Origin of the sequence: Pseudomonas sp. CFBP 8771 (assembly GCF_014841695.1) — a bacterium.
GTDB lineage: Bacteria > Pseudomonadota > Gammaproteobacteria > Pseudomonadales > Pseudomonadaceae > Aquipseudomonas > Aquipseudomonas baltica.
In genome coordinates, this window is the sequence record NZ_JACYUJ010000005.1 from 279113 (window position 1) to 295745 (window position 16633).

The window sequence follows — 16633 nt, forward strand, 5'->3', positions numbered from 1 at the left end:
AGATACACCGCATGCACCGCCGACGCGGCTCGCGCCGCTGCTACAGAGGGCGCGTGCGGTTTCATCGCGGTGAGGTTGATACACCGCATGTACCGCCGACGCGGCTTGCGCCGCTGCTACAGAGGGGGCGATCAGGCTGGATGCGGTGTGCGGTTTCATCGCGGTGAGGCTGACACATCGTAACCCCTGTAGCAGCGGCGCGAGCCGCGTCGGCGGTACACGCGATGGGTCAATAGACGTCGCGTCGGTAGCGGCCGGTTTCGATCAGGTCGTTCAGGCGTTCCCGGCCCAGCAATTGGACCAGCACTTCATCCACCCCGCTGGCCATGCCCTGCAGGCTGCCGCAGACATAGATCACCGCGCCATCCTCCACCCACTGCAGCAACACCTCACCGACCTCGCGCAACCGATCCTGCACGTACACCTTGTGCGCCTGATCACGCGAGAACGCCAGATCCAGCCGCGCCAGATCACCACTGGCCAGCCACCCCAGCAACTCATCCGCGCACAGGAAATCATGGGTTCGGTTACGTTCGCCGAACAGTAACCAATTGCGCCGCTGGCCTTGTTCGATGCGGCCCTTGAGCAAGCTGCGCAAGCCAGCCAGACCGGTGCCGTTGCCCAGCAGAATCACCGGCACCGGCTCCTGCGGTAGATGAAAGCCGGCGTTGCGCCGCAAGCGCAGGCTGACCGCGCCGTGCACCTGGGCGTGTTCGGTCAGCCATCCCGACCCCAGCCCCAGGCTGCCGTCGGCGTGGCGCTCCTGGCGCACGATCAGTTCCAGCCGGCCGTCGCTGGGCAGCGAAGCAATGGAATACTCACGTGCAGCGATGGGTATCAGCGCATCCACCAGCGCCTGTGCATGCAAACCTACCAGGTGCCCGCGACTGGCCGGCAGTTGCCGACTGGCCAGCGCCTGACCCAGCGGCTCCTGCAAGCCATCGACCTCAACCAGCGCAGACGCCTGCAGCCCCAGCCCGGACAACCACTGGTCGATGGCCGCGCAGCCGTTGCGTGGCAGCACGTCGACCAGATCGCCAGCCTGCCAGTGGGCCTCGCCATCATTGTGCAAGGCAATGCGATAGACCGCTGCGCCTTCACTCCCCGGATTCAGCAGATGGCGTTCGAGCAAGGTCCACGGGCTGAACACCGGTGCCTGCCACACGGCTTGGGCGACGCCTCCGGTCAGCCCGCTCAATTGCTGCTGCCAGTGCTGCAAGGCCGCTGGATCGGCGTTGTCGACCTCGATCGAGGCAAACAGCGGCTGGGCGCCACGCTCATCGAGCCATTGGTCCAGACGATGAGCGAAGCCGCAGAACTGCTGGTATTGCCGGTCACCCAGCGCCAGCACTGCGTAGCGCAAGCCGGGCAGGGCACAGGCACTGCCCAGCACCTTGCGCTCGAAGCCGCGCGCGGTGTCGGGTGCCTCGCCGTCGCCGAACGTGCTGACCACGAACAACGCCTTGTCGGCGTGCCGCAGCTGCGCTTCATCCACCTCGCCCAAGGCGCGGACACGCACGTTCTGACCGGCCGACTGCAGTTGCCCGGCGGTTTGCCACGCCAGTTGCTCGGCGAAACCGCTCTGGCTGGCGAACCCGATCAACCAACCGGCCGACGTCTCGTCCTGCTGGTGCAAGGCGCCGCGGGCCAGGCGTACCTGGCGCTTCTTGCGACGCCGATCCAGGTACAGCAGCCAGCCCGTGATGAGGAACAATGGCATCGTCAGGCTCGCCAGCATCATCAGGATACGACCGACCAGGCCGAAATAACTGCCCACATGCAGGGCGTAGATGCTGGTCAGCAGCTGCGCTTTCAGCGACTTGTCCTCATAGCGCTGGATGTCCTTGACCTGACCGGTGGCCGGGTCGAGGCTGAGCAGGCCGAAGGCCCGGTCATGGGGCGAATCCGTACGCAGGTAGAACACCGTTGCCGGCAGGCCGACATTGCCCGGAACACGCATGTTGACCACGCTCAGTCGTGGACCAACCGCGCCCTGGATGCTGGCCCACAGCGCGTCGTAATTCACCGTGGGCGCCACATCGGCAGAAGACGCGGTGCGCCGCTCGATGCGCTGGGCGGCAGGGTTGTCGGAGAGCATTCTGTTCACCGCGTTGCCGAACCACTGGTAAGACCAGGTCAGGCCGGTCAAGGCCGCCAGCAGATAGAACAGCAGGCACCAGGTGCCGAACACCGCATGCAGGTCCCAATTGAAGGCGCGACCCTTCTTGGCCCAGTCCAGGGTCAGCCAGGTGCGCCATTGCAGCGCCTTGCGCGGCCAGCGCAGATACAGGCCGGAAAGACAGAAGAACACCAGCATCAGGGTGCAGGCTGCGGTGATCTGCCGGCCCGTCGCGCCCATGGCCAGGAAGCGATGCAGGTCCAGCATCAAGTCGAAGAAGCCTTCGCCGACCACCTCGCCCTGCAACTCCCCAGTGTACGGATCGAAATAGGCCGAAGGCCCTCGACGTTGCCCTGGCGGCGGGGTGAACGACACCCGTGCGGCGCTGCCGTCGACCAGGTCCACACGCAATGCGGCAACCTTGCTGCCCTGCCGCTGCTCGAGGATTTCCACCAGCTGCGCAGCAGGGAGGATGCCGCCATCGCGAATCTGCACGTTCAGGGTCTGCGGATTGAGCGCGCGCAGGATTTCATCCTCGAACGAGTAGCTGGCCCCGGTGATGCCCATCAGGGCCAGCACCAGGCCGCCGGTGATGCCGAAAAACCAGTGCAACTGGAAGAGGACGTTCTTGAACACGAATCACCTTGAGCGGGCCGATCGAAAGGAGGGCAGACGGCATTATGCAGCACTGGCTGAGAATCAGTCTCAGGCGCACCGATTCTGATCATTGCCGTTGCGACGTGAAACGCCCCGCGTCGTCGAAACGAGCGGGGCGCAGCAACCGACGCGCAGTGGCTAGAAGTGGAAGTTGGTGCTCAACAGCGCCGTGCGTCCCGCCGCCTGGTTGGCGAAGTGGGTGCTGAAAGCCTTGTCGTAGTAGGTCTTGTCGGCCAGGTTCTGCACGTTCAGCTGCACGTCGAAATGCTTGCTGATCTTGTAGCTGGCCATGGCATCCAGGCGCACGTAGCTGTCGACCATGGTGGTGTTGGCGACATTGCCGAACACGTCGTCGACATAGAAGGCGCCGCCGCCGATGGTCAGCTTGGGCGTCAGGTTATAGGTGGTCCACAGACTGGCGCTGTTGTTCGGCGTGTTGGGCATCTGGTTGCCGTCGTTGGCCGCGCCCAGCGGGCCGTTGTCGACCACGCGCGCCTGCAGGTAGCTGTAGCCGGCGAACACCTGCCATTGCTCGGTAAGCTTGCCGGACGCCGACAGCTCCAGGCCATCGACTCGGGTCTTGCCGGCGTTCTCGTAGGCAAAGGTGCTGGTCTGCACGCGGGTGTTTTCTTTCTCGGTGCGGAACAGTGCGGCGGTCAGCGACAGACGCTGGTCGAGCAGGTCCCACTTGGTGCCGACTTCGTAGTTGGTGGTTTCTTCGGGCTCCAGGTCACTGCTCAGCAGGTTGCCTGCGCGATCCGGTGCTCCGCCCAGCGGGTTGCCTTCCATGCCTTCGCCCACCAGCGAACCGGGTGGGGTGGCCGAGGTGGCGTAGGAAACATACACGCTGCCGTTCTCGGCAGGCTTCCACACCAGCCCCAGTTGGCCGGTGACGAACTCGCTGGTGTCCTTGCCCTTGGCCGTGGTGGCACCGGCGGCGGTGAAGGTGCGGTAGTCGGTTTCGAAGTGGTCGTAGCGCAGGCCGGCGTTCACCTGCCACTGCGGGCTCAGCTCCAGCGTGTCGAACACGTAGATCGCCCGCGTCTTGCTGGACGTGTCGGTGCCGGCGTAGTTGCGGGCAATGGCGCCGCTCCACGGGTCGTCCGGATTGGGGTTGGCCAGCGACGTGCAGTTGTAGCCGCTGGAAACGATGCTGCCCGGTGTGCAGTTGGTGCTGGCGCCGGCGGTGCGCGGCGTGGTGTCGGTGTTGACGGTGTAGGAACTGCGGTCACTGTCTTCGCGGCTGAATTCGATGCCGGTGGAGAAGCTGTTCTTCAACCCGCCGACGTAGAAGTCACCGAACAGATCGGTCTGGTTGGTGGTGGTCGCGGTGTTGCCGACGCGACTGTTGGCGCGGCGCCAGACACTGCCGTTGTTGACATTGCGCTGGCTGTCGTCGGGCTGGGTGAGGATGTAGTCCTGCATGGTGTTGCCATGGCGCAGGGTGTTCTTCACGGTCAAGGCGTCGGTGAGGTCGTGCTCGATGGCGAAGGTGGCGATGTCGCTGCGGGTCTTGCGGAAGTCACGGTCGCTCAGGCCATAGAAGTTGCTGCGGCTGCCACCGTCCTCAGGCTTGTCCGGATTGGCCGAGGTGCGGCCCGCGTTGCCCGCCGCCGGAATGCTGTAGGGAATGCCCGAGTCGGGCAGATCGTCGCTCTCCAGGTGGTAATAGTCGAGGAAGACCCGAGTCTCGGTGCCCAGGCCGAAGGCCAGCGACGGCGCAATGCCCCAACGGTCGTAGTCGACCTGGTCGCGCCCGGCCACGTTGCTTTGGTGGCTCATCAGGTTGAGTCGCCCGGCGGCGCTGTCGCTGAACTGGTAGTTGCCATCCAGGGTATAGCGCTGGGTCTGGTCCGAGCCCCAGGTGAAACCGCCATCCAGTGAGTCGCCCAGGTGCGCTTTCTTGCTCACCAGGTTGATGGTGCCGCCCGCAGCGCCACGGCCGCCGATGGCCGAGTTGGGGCCTTTGCTGACCTCGATGGATTCCACGGCGAAGATTTCCCGGCTTTGCGCGCCGGCATCGCGTACGCCGTCCAGGTAAGTGTCGCCCTGTGCGTCGAAACCGCGGATGAAGGGTCGGTCGCCCTGCGGGTTACCGCCTTCGCCGGCACCGAAGGTGATGCCCGGTACCGTGCGTAACGCGTCCTGCAGGTTGAGTGCACCGGTGTCCTTGATCACCTGTTGCGGCACCACCGTCACCGAGCGCGGGGTATCGACCAGCGGCGCGGTGTACTTGGCGGACGAGGCGCGCTCGACCTGGTAGGACGTCGGCTCCTGCGCGTCGCCGGTGATGCTGGTGGCACCGAGCGATACTGAGGCGCCCTTGGCCTCGCTGGCCGGCGCGGCCTGTGCCGTTGGCGCGGCGCAGGTAGCGCCCAGGGCCATGCCGATGGCAGAGGCCAGCAGCCGTGGCGATGAGACCGGAATGAAGTGGTGTTGGCGCGTCATGGTGGAAACCTTCCCCAAGGTTATGAGGCGGCGGAGCATAATGTAACTGCATATTTGTAGCAATTGCGAAATATTGCTATTCGAGAGCCGTTTACATTCTTTACAATTTGCTCGACGGTTTTGTCTGCATTTCAGGACATGCGCGCTTGTGTTCCGGCAATGGGAATCAATACCATTGCTGCCCCTTGGCTTGCGGTGACTTTCCATGCTCCTACACATTCCCGGATTGTTCGCGCGCGACGAAGTGCTGCGCATTCGCCAGGCCCTGGAGCAGGCCGATTGGGCGGATGGGCGGATGACGGCAGGCCATCAGTCGGCCAAGGCCAAGCACAACCTGCAACTGCCCGAAGGCCACCCGCTGGCGATGGAGATCGGCGCGGCGCTGCTCGAACGCCTGTGGGCCAACCCTTTGTTCATGTCGGCGGCATTGCCGAACAAGGTGTTTCCACCGCTGATCAACTGCTACACCGCAGGCGGAAGTTTCGATTTTCACATCGACAATGCCGTACGCCAGGCCAAGGGCAGCATCGAACGGGTACGCACCGACCTGTCCTCGACGTTGTTTTTCAGCGATCCACAGGACTACGACGGCGGCGAACTGGTGATCCAGGACACCTTCGGCACTCGCGAAGTCAAGCTGCCGGCCGGCGACTTGCTGCTGTACCCGGCCACCAGCCTGCACAAGGTGCGTGCGGTCAGCCGCGGCGCGCGTTTCGCATCGTTCTTCTGGACGCAGAGCCTGGTTCGCGAAGACAGTCAGCGGGCGCTGCTGTTCGAGATGGACGGGGCGATCCAGCAGTTGAGCCGCGACGTCCCCGAGCACCCCTCGCTGATTCAACTCACCGGCACCTACCACAACCTGCTGCGGCGCTGGGTGGATGTATGAGCGGCGACTTCAGCCTGCGCCGTCGGGAGGTGCTGGACAACGAGCAGTTGAAGGCGATGCTCGTCGCCGAACCGCGCAAGGCCGCCCAGGCGCTGGTGATCGCTGCGGGGCAGGGCGTGGTCGATGCACAGGCATTGCTCGGGCAGATCCTGCTCGATGGCCGCGGTATCGAACGTGATGCGGCGCTTGCACTGAAATGGTTTGCCATCGCGGCCAGCCGGGGCCATGCCATGGCGCACAACATGCTCGGTCGCTGCCACGAACACGGATGGGGCTGCGAGGCCAGTGCCGAACGTGCTGCCGGCCATTACCTGCACGCGGCACGGGCCGGGCTCGATTGGGGCCTGTACAACCTGGCCAATCTGTTGGGTACCGGGCGCGGCGTGGCACTCGACCACCCGCGAGCGTTCGCCTGCTATCTGCAGGCGGCCACCATGGGCCACGCCAAATCCATGAATCTGGTAGGGCGTTACCTGGAACAGGGGCTGGTGGCGGGCGCCGATCTACCCAGGCCACAGGTCTGGTACATGCGTTCGGCCCAGGCGGGAGACTTCCGCGGCCAATTCAGCCATGCCGCGATGCTGGCAGAGGAGGGCGACGTCGATACCGCACTGATCTGGCTGCAGCGGGCTCTCGAAGGGGGGAACGCGAATTTCCTGCGCAGCAGCATGAAGGTGCTGGAGCAGGTCAGACATCCGGCCATCAGGGCGATGGCCAGCCTCTACGCGCAGCGCTTGCAGGCGCTGGAGCAGTAGAGTCACGGGCAGCCCGAGGCTGCCCGCAAGTCCCTGGTGCATTCAGACGTAGAACGATTTCAAAGGCGGGAAGCCGTTGAATTCCACCGCGCTGTAGCTGGTGGTGTAGGCACCGGTGGACAGCCAGTACAGGCGGTCGCCGATGGCCAGGTTCAACGGCAGGCCATATTTGTAGTGCTCGTACATGATGTCGGCGCTGTCGCAAGTCGGCCCGGCGATCACCACCTCTTCCATCTCGCCTTTCTTCTCGGTCCAGATCGGGAACTTGATGGACTCGTCCATGGTTTCGATCAGCCCGCTGAACTTGCCCACGTCGGTGTACACCCAGCGCTCTACTGCGGTACGCGACTTGCGCGCCACCAGCACCACTTCACTGACCAGAATGCCGGCGTTGGCGATCAGCGAGCGGCCCGGCTCGAGGATGATTTCCGGCAGCTCGTCACCGAAGTCTTCCTTGAGGAAACGGATGATTTCCTCGGCATAGGTTTCCAGGCTGTTGGTGCGGGTGATGTAGTTGGCCGGGAAGCCACCGCCCATGTTGATCAGCTTGAGAACGATGCCGTCTTCTTCCTTGAGGCGTTCGAAGATCACCTTGACCTTGGCGATCGCCGCGTCCCACACGCTGATGTCACGCTGCTGCGAGCCGACGTGGAAGGAGATGCCGTACGGCACCAGGCCCAGGTCGCGAGCCAGGATCAACAGGTCCATGGCCATGTCGGTCTGGCAGCCGAACTTGCGCGACAGCGGCCAGTCGGCCGTGGTCGAGCCTTCGGTAAGGATCCGTACGTAGACCTTCGAGCCCGGCGCGGCCTTGGCGATGTTGCGCAGGTCGGCTTCGGAGTCGGTGGCGTACAGGCGCACGCCCTTGTCGTAGAAGTAGCGGATGTCCTTGGACTTCTTGATGGTGTTGCCGTAGCTGATGCGCTCCGGCCCCACGCCCTGGTTCATGACCTTGTCCAGCTCGTAGATCGAGGCAATGTCGAAGCTCGAGCCTTTGTCGCGCAGCAGGTCGATGATTTCCACGGCCGGGTTGGCCTTGACCGCGTAATACACCTTGGCAAATTCGAAACCGGCGCGCAGGTCATCGTAGGCCTTGCTGATCATGGCGGTATCGATAACTACGAATGGGGTTTCTTGCTTGTCGGCGAACGCCTTCATTTTGTTGAAGGTATCGCGTGCGAAGTAGTCTTCGACGTTGATCGACATGCTAGGGACTCCTGGTGGCAAACGTCGTGAATATAAATGGGCTCAAATGACCATCCTCCGTATCCCCACTTTGGTTCGCCTACTTCCCAAGGCATGTCGGGCGAAAGCAAAAAGGCCACGGAAAGCTGCTTTCCGGTGGCCTGTTGTCTCGTCGTCAGTACTTGAGCCGGATGGATCGTTTCCAGCATGGACGGTCGGCGCGAACTTTAGGGCGTGGAAGGCTTGAGAGCAACTAAAAATGTCGCGTTTTCGTACGTTGCTCGATTGCTGGCACTGCAACCGCTGCACACTGCTGCAGCGGTTCCCTTTTAACCGACCCACATGACCGCATGATGTTCCCGAGGGGCTGGCCCGTCGGTCACTCCTTCACATTCATGAATTCCTTGGCCCAGCTCACGTAGCTCTCCGGATGGGTGTAGGTGTGGGTCAGTTCGGTGGCGCTCAGGTCGGTGCTCTTGCTGAACTGCTGGCGCTGTTCGCGCAGCGAGTCGTAGGTTGCCTTGATCGCTGCAAAATAGGCACCGTGGCCGTCCACTACCACGCGCACACCCAGCGCCGCCAGGCGTGCGTCGTCGTGCAGCGCAGGGTTGCCGTAGGTCACCAGCATCAGCGGCACACTGAGGTTTTCGGCAATCTGTTCCAGATGCTCGAAGTCCTTCACGCCGACCATGCAGATGCCATCGGCACCAGCGGCCTGGTAGGCCTGGGTGCGGCTGATCACTTCCTGGGTCGAAAGCACCCCGGCGTGGGTCCGGGCGACGATGGTCAGCTCGGGATCGACCCGCGCTTCGAGCGCTGCGCGAATCTTGCCGACCCCTTCGGCCACCGAGATGAGGTCGGTTGAGCGGCGACCGAACTGCGCCGGCAGCAAGGTATCCTCGATGGTCAGGGCACCGATGCCGGCGCGTTCCAGTTCGACCACGGTACGCATCACGTTCAGCGCGTTGCCATAGCCGTGGTCGGCGTCGGCAATCACCGGCAACTGCGCCACACGACCGATGCGTGTGGCCTGCTCGGCGAACTCGGACAGGGTGATCAGGGCGAAGTCGGGGGCCGCCAGCACCTGCAGCGACGCCACCGAACCGCCGAGAATACCGACCTCGAAGCCCAGGTCGGCGGCAATGCGGGCAGACATCGGATCGAACACCGAAGCGGTGTGATAACACTGTTTTGAAGCAAGCAGCTCACGGAACTGGCGACGCAGGGCCGTGTGGGAAACTTTGGGCATGATCGCTCCTGATTCTGGCGAAACCCCAATGCCTCATGCGGAGGGTTTCTGGAACTTTATCGATTCTTCATGGGTTTTTAGTGACTGGCGCCAGTTTATCACCGCACGGGTGAAGTTGTATTCGTTGGCGCCATTGCGCCGTGCCTGATTCGACTGCATCGGCAAGTGGCGACGGCGCACGCAAAATGGCAGAGTGTCCGGCCATGCCTGCCTGCCAACGGAATCCCCATGGCCACTCCCACAACAATCGCCAACCCCGCGCCAGGCGCTGCACAGACCAGTCCGCTGGTGATGCGCATCCTGGGTGCCTGCGCCCTCGCGCACCTGGTCAACGACCTGATCCAGGCGGTGCTGCCGTCGATCTATCCCATGCTCAAGGCCAGCTACGGGCTGACCTTCACCCAGGTGGGCCTGATCACCCTGACCTTCCAGGTCACCGCATCATTGCTGCAACCCTGGATCGGCTTCTATACCGATCGCCATCCCAAGCCGCTGCTGTTGCCCGCCGGCATGGTCTGCACATTGATTGGCATCATGCTGCTGTCCATGGTCGGCAGCTTCCCGATGATCCTGCTGGCGTCGGCGCTGATCGGCATCGGCTCCTCGACCTTTCACCCGGAAACTTCGCGGGTGGCGCGACTGGCCTCCGGTGGACGCTTCGGCCTGGCGCAATCCACCTTCCAGGTAGGGGGCAATACCGGGTCGGCGTTCGGTCCACTGCTGGCGGCGGCCATCGTCATTCCGTTCGGGCAGGGGCATGTGGCCTGGTTCGGCCTGATCGCGGTGTTCGCCGTGGCGCTGCTGTACGGCATCAGCCGCTGGTACCGTGGCCATCTCAACCAGTTCAAGGCGCGCGCTGGCCAGAGCGCCAGCCACGGTCTGTCCAAGGGGCGAGTCAAAGCCGCGCTGGTGGTGCTGGCATTGCTGGTGTTCTCCAAGTATTTCTACATGGCCAGCTTCACCAGCTACTTCACCTTTTACCTGATCGAGAAGTTCGACCTATCGGTGGCCAGTTCGCAGTTGCACCTGTTCCTGTTCCTCGGCGCGGTGGCGGCCGGGACTTTCTTCGGCGGGCCCATCGGCGACAAGATCGGCCGCAAGGCGGTGATCTGGTTCTCCATTCTGGGCTCGGCGCCGTTCACCCTGATGCTGCCCTACGTCGACCTGTTCTGGACGAGTGTGCTGAGCGTGGTCATCGGCTTCATTTTGGCGTCGGCATTCTCCGCCATCGTGGTGTATGCGCAGGAGCTGGTGCCAGGCAACGTGGGCATGATCGCCGGGGTGTTTTTCGGCCTGATGTTCGGTTTCGGCGGCATTGGCGCAGCGCTGCTCGGCCATCTGGCGGACATTCACGGCATCGAGTACGTGTACTGGCTGTGCTCGTTCCTGCCCTTGTTCGGCATCCTGACGATCCTGCTGCCGAGCACCAAGAAGGCGGTGTGAGGCAGCGCTAGCGGGCGCGGTGCTCGGCTGGCTGCGGGCGACCGAACAGGTAGCCCTGGAAATGCGAGCAGCCTTCGGCCTTGAGCCGCATGAACTGCTCGTCGCTTTCCACGCCCTCGGCCGTGACCTGCATCTGCAGGCTGCGGCCCATGCCGGTGATCGCGCGGATGATGGCGATGGCTTCGTTGCTGTCGCCCATGTCGTGCACGAACGACTTGTCGATCTTGATCTTGTCGAAGGCAAATGCGCGCAGGTAGCTGAGGGACGAATACCCAGTGCCGAAATCGTCCAGGGCGATGCGCACACCCAGGGCTTTCAAGCGCTGCAGGATACTGATGTTGGCCTGGTTGTTGTCCAGCAGCACCGATTCGGTGATCTCCAGCTCCAGCCGTGCGGCGTCCAGGCCCGACTCGCTCAACGCTGCCTGCACCAGCTCCACCAGGCCATTGTTGCGAAACTGCACCGGCGACAGGTTGACCGCCACGGTCAGCTCGCCAGGCCAGCGTTGAGCTTCGTGGCAGGCTTCGCGCAAAGCCAGCGCACCCAGCTCGTGAATCAGCCCGGTTTCTTCGGCGATGGCGATGAAATCCAGCGGCATGATCATGCCATGTTGCGGATGCTGCCAACGCATCAGTGCCTCATAGCCAATGATCTGCGTGTCGCGCTTGTCGATGATGGGTTGGTAATACAGATGCAGCTGTTTGTCGACGATGGCCTGACGCAGATCGCTTTCCACTGTGCGGCGCTTCTGCGCCAAGGCATCCATGCGTGGATGAAAGTATTCGTAGCGATGGCGGCCGTTGCGCTTGGCCTCGTACAGGGCCATGTCGGCGCAGCGCAGCAATTCTTCGGGCGTGTTCTGATCCCTGGGCGCCAGCGCAATGCCCACGCTCAAGCCCACGCAGAGGCTGTGCCCCTCGATCAGGAAAGCCGGCTCGATGGTGTCGATCAGGCGTTGCGCGGTGAGCTGCGCGTCTTCGCCGTTCTTGAGTTCGGGCAGGATCACCGCGAACTCGTCGCCGCCCAGGCGCGCCAACGTGTCCTTGACCCGCAGCACGTCGCGCAGGCGCGTGGCGATGGCGCGCAGCAGACGGTCGCCGAACTCATGGCCCAGGGCATCGTTGACGTTCTTGAAGTTGTCCAGGTCCAGGCACAGGGTCGCCGTCACGCGGTCGCGGCTGGCGTCTTCACGCAAGGCCTCTTCGAGACGTTGGCGGAACAGCGCCCGATTGGGCAGCCCGGTCAGGCTGTCGTGGTGAGCCATGTGGCGAATGCGCGCCTGGGCAGCGTTTTCGTCGGTGATGTCTTCCACGATCAGCAGCACGTAACTGCTGCCCAGTTCCTTGCCGCGTATGGTCACCGTCTTGCTGCGCAAGGTCCGCAGGCCCAGCAGGGTGTGCTGCTGGCTCTGGGCATGGTGCAATCCCTCGGTACGCACGCACTGGTCGGTCAACCGGCGCAGATAACCGCTCAACGCCGGCGCCAGGCACTCTTCCAGCTGCCGACCGATCATCTGCTCACGGGCATTGCCGAACAGCCGCTCAGCCTGCAGATTCACCAGCAGGATCTGCCGCGATACGGCGTCCTGCACGATCACGCTGGACGGAATATTGGCGATGACCGAATCGAGAAACATCGACAACGAGGCCATTTCGGCGCTGTGACTTTCCGCCAGGCGCTTGGCTTCCAGCAGGCTCAAGTCCCGCGCACGCTTCTCGCTGATGTCGCGCGTGACCTTGGCGAAGCCGAGCAACTGGCCCCTGTCGTCATGGATGGGCTCGATCACTACATGGGTCCAGAACAGCGTGCCGTCCTTGCGCACCCGCTGGCCTTCGCATTCGAAACGCCCCGCCTCCAGCGCCGTCGCCAGGCTCTGCGCCGGCAAGCCACAGGCGCGGTCCGCGGGGGTGTAGAAGCACGAAAAATGCTGTCCGACGATCTCCTCCGCACGATACCCCTTGGCCCGCTGCGCCCCGGCATTCCAGTTTGAAACGATGCCCTGCGGCGAGAGCATGTAGATCGCATAATCCACCACTCCCTGTACGAGCAGCCTGTACATCACATCGGAATTTTCGTTCATGGGGTGGCGTCTGCTAGGGGGAACTACGGCGCGGTCGAGGGCAGCGGGTGGTCACCAGGGCGCGGTAACCCGTGCACGTGTCTGGTCCACAGGTTGTCGGCTGGCCATGCGCTATCTTTAGCGCGTGGCGGCCCTTGGAGCCTGAATGCAAAAAGCCCCGCATCGCAGGGCGATGACGGGGCTTTCGAGGGGCGCGTGAGGCGGTGTAGCGGGTCGGCTCAGACGTTGAAGCGGAAGTGCATCACATCACCGTCCTTGACGATGTATTCCTTGCCTTCCAGGCGCCATTTGCCTGCTTCCTTGGTACCGGCTTCGCCGTTGTACTGGATGAAGTCGTTGTAGGCGATGACTTCCGCGCGAATGAAGCCTTTTTCGAAGTCGGTGTGGATCACACCGGCGGCCTGTGGCGCGGTGGCGCCGATCTTCACGGTCCAGGCGCGGACTTCCTCGACGCCGGCGGTGAAGTAGGTCTGCAGGTTGAGCAGTTCGTAGCCGGCGCGGATCACCCGGTTCAGGCCGGGCTCTTCCAGGCCCAGGGCCTCGAGGAACATGTCCTTCTCTTCGCCGTCGTCGAGCTCGGCGATTTCGGCGTCGATCTTGTTGCACACCGGCACCACGATCGCGCCTTCTTCTTCGGCAATCACCCGTACCACGTCCAGCAGCGGGTTGTTCTCGAAGCCGTCTTCGGCAACGTTGGCGATGTACATGACCGGCTTGGTGGTCAACAGATGGAAGCCGCGCACGACCGCCTTCTCGTCGTTGCCCATGGTGCGCATCAGGCTGCGGGCCGGTTTGCCCAGGGTGAAATGGGCAATCAACTGCTCCAGCAGGCCCTTTTGCACCACCGCGTCCTTGTCGCCACCCTTGGCGTTGCGCGCAACCTTCTGCAGTTGCTTCTCGCAGCTGTCGAGGTCGGCGAAAATCAGCTCAAGGTCGATGATCTCGATGTCGCGCTTGGGGTCGACGCTGTTGGAAACGTGGATCACGTTCTCGTCTTCGAAGCAGCGCACCACGTGGGCGATGGCGTCGGTTTCGCGGATGTTGGCGAGGAACTTGTTGCCCAGCCCTTCACCTTTCGAAGCGCCGGCCACGAGGCCCGCGATGTCGACGAACTCCATGGTGGTGGGCAGCACGCGCTTGGGATTGACGATGGCAGCCAGTGCTTCCAGGCGCGCATCGGGCATCGGCACGATGCCGCTGTTGGGCTCGATGGTGCAGAACGGAAAGTTCTCGGCCGCGATCCCGGATTTGGTCAAGGCGTTGAACAGGGTGGACTTGCCGACGTTGGGCAGGCCGACGATGCCGCAGTTGAATCCCATGGTGAATCCCTCTTCGAAGAGTCAGGCCTTTTGGCTGTGCAGGTTTTTCATCGCGCGATTCCACTCGCCGGCGAAGATATCCGGCAGCACACCGAGGGCAAAATCGATACTGGCATCCAGCTTTTCCTGTTCGGCGCGCGGGGCGCGGCCAAGAACGAAATTGGACACCAACTTGCTGTCACCCGGGTGGCCGATGCCAAGCCGCAGACGGTGAAAGCCATTGTCATTGCCGAGCTGCGCGATGATGTCGCGCAGGCCGTTGTGCCCGCCGTGCCCGCCGCCCAGTTTGAGCTTGGCGACGCCGGGGGGCAGGTCGAGTTCGTCGTGGGCCACCAGGATCGCTTGCGGCGGTATGCGAAAGAAATTCGCCATCGCTGCGACGGATTGACCGCTGCGGTTCATGTAGGTGGTGGGGATCAACAGACGAACGTCATGGCCCTGATGGCTGAAACGCGCCGTCAGGCCGAAATACTTGCGATCGGCTACCAGGTTCACACGGTGTGCCTGGGCGATGCGCTCAACGAAAAGAGCCCCTGCGTTATGCCGGGTCTGTTCGTATTCGGGGCCGGGGTTACCCAGGCCAACGATCAGTTGTATGGCGGTCACGGCAGGGGCTCTTCCTTGTCGAGTCGTGGACGCCACCCGAGGGTGTCATCCACAGCTCGGCGTGCGAGTAAGATTACTCGGCAGCGCCTTCTTCGGTTTCTTCGTCGGCAACGATACGCGGAGCGTGGACGTTGGCAACTGCCAGGTCGGTACCATGAGCCAGTGCGACGAACTCGACGCCTTGCGGAGCCTTGAGGTCGGACAGGTGGATGATGGTGCCGATTTCAGCGTCAGCCATGTCGACTTCGATGAACTCAGGCAGGTCTTTCGGCAGGCAGGTCACTTCCAGCTCGGTCTCGGTGTGCGAGATCTCGCCGCCTTTCTTGACAGCCGGTTCCTGGTTCATGAAGTGCAGAGGCACGATGGCGGTCAGTTTCTGGCCGGCGATCACGCGTACGAAGTCAGCGTGCAGGACGTGACCCTTGGCTGGGTGACGCTGCAGTGCCTTGATCAGGACGTTCTGCTTGGTGCCACCAACGTTCAGTTCGATCACGTGGCTGAAGGCAGCCTCGTTTTCGAGCAGCTTGGCAACTTCCTTGGCCAGCATGCTGATCGACTCAGGGGCTTTTTCGCCACCGTAGACAACAGCTGGTACCAGGCTGGCGAGACGACGCAGGCGGCGGCTCGCACCTTTCCCCAGGTCGGAACGCGCTTCGGCATTCAAAGTGAAATCGTTCATGTGTTTCTCCAAAATAACCACGTTCGCCCAGCGTTTGCGACCAGCGCCAAGGCGATACGGGCAAAAAAGCCCCGGCCCGACAAGAGTGTCGGGCCGGGGCGCTTTTCGTCAGAACGGTGTTCGCGAAGGGCAGGGCCCTCAGCGGAACATCGCGCTGATCGATTCTTCGTTGCTGATGCGACGCATCGCTTCGGCAACAACCGGGGCGATATCCAGTTGACGGATACGCCCGCAGGCTTGTGCGGCTGCGGAGAGCGGGATGGTGTTGGTCACCACCAGCTCGTCCAGCACGGATTTCTCGATGTTCTCGATCGCACGCCCCGACAGGACCGGGTGGGTGCAATAGGCGAACACCTTGGCCGCGCCATGTTCTTTCAGGGCCTTGGCCGCATGGCACAGAGTGCCGGCGGTATCGACCATGTCGTCGACCAGGATGCAGGTACGGCCTTCGACATCACCGATGATGTGCATCACTTCGGAGTGGTTGGCCTTCTCGCGACGCTTGTCGATGATGCCCAGGTCGACGCCCAGCGACTTGGCCACGGCGCGTGCACGCACCACGCCACCGATGTCGGGGGAAACGATCATCAGGTTCTCGAAGCGCTGGTCTTCGATATCGTCCACCAGAACCGGAGAACCGTAGATGTTATCGACCGGGATATCGAAGAAGCCTTGAATCTGGTCGGCGTGAAGGTCGACGGTGAGGACACGGTCGATGCCCACCACGGTCAGCATGTCGGCGACGACCTTGGCGCTGATTGCCACACGGGCAGAGCGCGGACGGCGGTCTTGACGAGCGTAACCGAAGTAGGGGATCACGGCGGTGATTCGCGAAGCCGAGGAGCGGCGGAAGGCATCGGCCATCAGCACCAGTTCCATCAGGTTGTCGTTGGTCGGCGCACATGTAGGCTGGATAATGAAGACGTCTTTACCGCGAACGTTTTCATTGATCTCGGTGCTGATTTCACCATCGGAAAACTTGCTGACGGAGACATCACCGAGAGGGATATGCAGCTGACGCACAACGCGTCGAGCCAGATCGGGGTTTGAATTCCCCGCAAAGACCATCATCTTGGACACGCGCAGTACCTGCCGGCTGAGGGTATACCTGGATGAGTATAGGAAAATGGCAGGGGCGGCTGGATTCGAACCAACGCATGGCAGGATCAAAACCTGCTGCCTTACCGCTTGGCGACGCCCCTGTAGC

General features: G+C 62.8%; 12 protein-coding genes and 1 tRNA gene. 3 read left to right on the forward strand and 10 right to left on the reverse strand.

Annotated elements, in window-relative coordinates; genetic code table 11:
• Positions 1-229: 229 nt before the first annotated feature.
• Together IFT80_RS13600 and IFT80_RS13605 are read right to left on the reverse strand one after the other, a co-directional pair.
• The gene (locus tag IFT80_RS13600; RefSeq protein ID WP_192137723.1) at positions 230-2755 is read right to left on the reverse strand and encodes a PepSY domain-containing protein; all 2526 of its coding nucleotides are present in this window, start codon (positions 2753-2755) and stop codon (positions 230-232) included.
• Between the two features lie 159 nt (positions 2756-2914).
• Positions 2915-5224 carry a TonB-dependent receptor gene (locus IFT80_RS13605; RefSeq protein WP_192102626.1) on the reverse strand — a complete coding sequence of 770 codons (2310 nt, stop codon included), beginning with the start codon at positions 5222-5224 and terminating at the stop codon, positions 2915-2917.
• Between the two features lie 205 nt (positions 5225-5429).
• Here IFT80_RS13605 and IFT80_RS13610 point away from each other — a divergent pair, with 205 nt between their 5' ends.
• Positions 5430-6110 (forward strand): Fe2+-dependent dioxygenase, encoded by a 681-nt coding sequence (locus IFT80_RS13610; protein WP_122475247.1) that lies wholly within the window; start codon positions 5430-5432, stop codon positions 6108-6110.
• Entirely contained in the window at positions 6107-6865 is a 759-nt protein-coding gene (locus tag IFT80_RS13615; protein ID WP_192102625.1) for a tetratricopeptide repeat protein, read from the forward strand. The genes IFT80_RS13610 and IFT80_RS13615 overlap by 4 nt, the downstream gene beginning before the upstream one ends.
• Before the next feature lie 42 nt (positions 6866-6907).
• Here IFT80_RS13615 and IFT80_RS13620 read toward each other — a convergent pair whose 3' ends face one another.
• The gene (locus IFT80_RS13620) at positions 6908-8071 is read right to left on the reverse strand and encodes a type III PLP-dependent enzyme (protein WP_122475244.1); all 1164 of its coding nucleotides are present in this window, start codon (positions 8069-8071) and stop codon (positions 6908-6910) included.
• 358 nt (positions 8072-8429) lie between these two features.
• Positions 8430-9299, reverse strand: coding sequence for an isocitrate lyase/PEP mutase family protein (locus tag IFT80_RS13625; protein WP_122475242.1), 870 nt, complete (start codon positions 9297-9299; stop codon positions 8430-8432).
• 228 nt (positions 9300-9527) lie between these two features.
• Between IFT80_RS13625 and IFT80_RS13630 the strand changes: the two genes are divergently transcribed.
• A complete protein-coding gene (locus IFT80_RS13630) occupies positions 9528-10742 on the forward strand; it encodes an MFS transporter (protein ID WP_122475240.1) in 1215 nt (404 codons plus the stop codon).
• A 7-nt stretch (positions 10743-10749) separates the two neighbouring features.
• Here the strand turns inward: IFT80_RS13630 and IFT80_RS13635 are convergent, their stop codons facing one another.
• The 6 genes from IFT80_RS13635 to IFT80_RS13660 form a co-directional block, all read right to left on the reverse strand.
• Positions 10750-12822, reverse strand: a complete 2073-nt coding sequence (locus IFT80_RS13635; RefSeq protein ID WP_192137724.1) for a putative bifunctional diguanylate cyclase/phosphodiesterase — start codon at positions 12820-12822, stop codon at positions 10750-10752.
• Between the two features lie 218 nt (positions 12823-13040).
• Positions 13041-14141, reverse strand: coding sequence for a redox-regulated ATPase YchF (gene ychF / locus IFT80_RS13640; RefSeq protein WP_192137725.1), 1101 nt, complete (start codon positions 14139-14141; stop codon positions 13041-13043).
• 21 nt (positions 14142-14162) lie between these two features.
• Entirely contained in the window at positions 14163-14747 is a 585-nt protein-coding gene (gene pth, locus IFT80_RS13645) for an aminoacyl-tRNA hydrolase (protein WP_043192904.1), read from the reverse strand.
• A 73-nt stretch (positions 14748-14820) separates the two neighbouring features.
• Positions 14821-15426: a 50S ribosomal protein L25/general stress protein Ctc gene (locus IFT80_RS13650; protein ID WP_122475235.1), complete on the reverse strand. Its 606-nt coding sequence runs from the start codon at positions 15424-15426 to the stop codon at positions 14821-14823.
• 138 nt (positions 15427-15564) lie between these two features.
• On the reverse strand, positions 15565-16506 hold the full coding sequence (locus IFT80_RS13655) for a ribose-phosphate pyrophosphokinase (protein WP_043192909.1): 942 nt from the start codon (positions 16504-16506) through the stop codon (positions 15565-15567).
• Between the two features lie 47 nt (positions 16507-16553).
• A tRNA-Gln gene (locus IFT80_RS13660) sits at positions 16554-16628 on the reverse strand.
• Positions 16629-16633 lie beyond the last annotated feature (5 nt).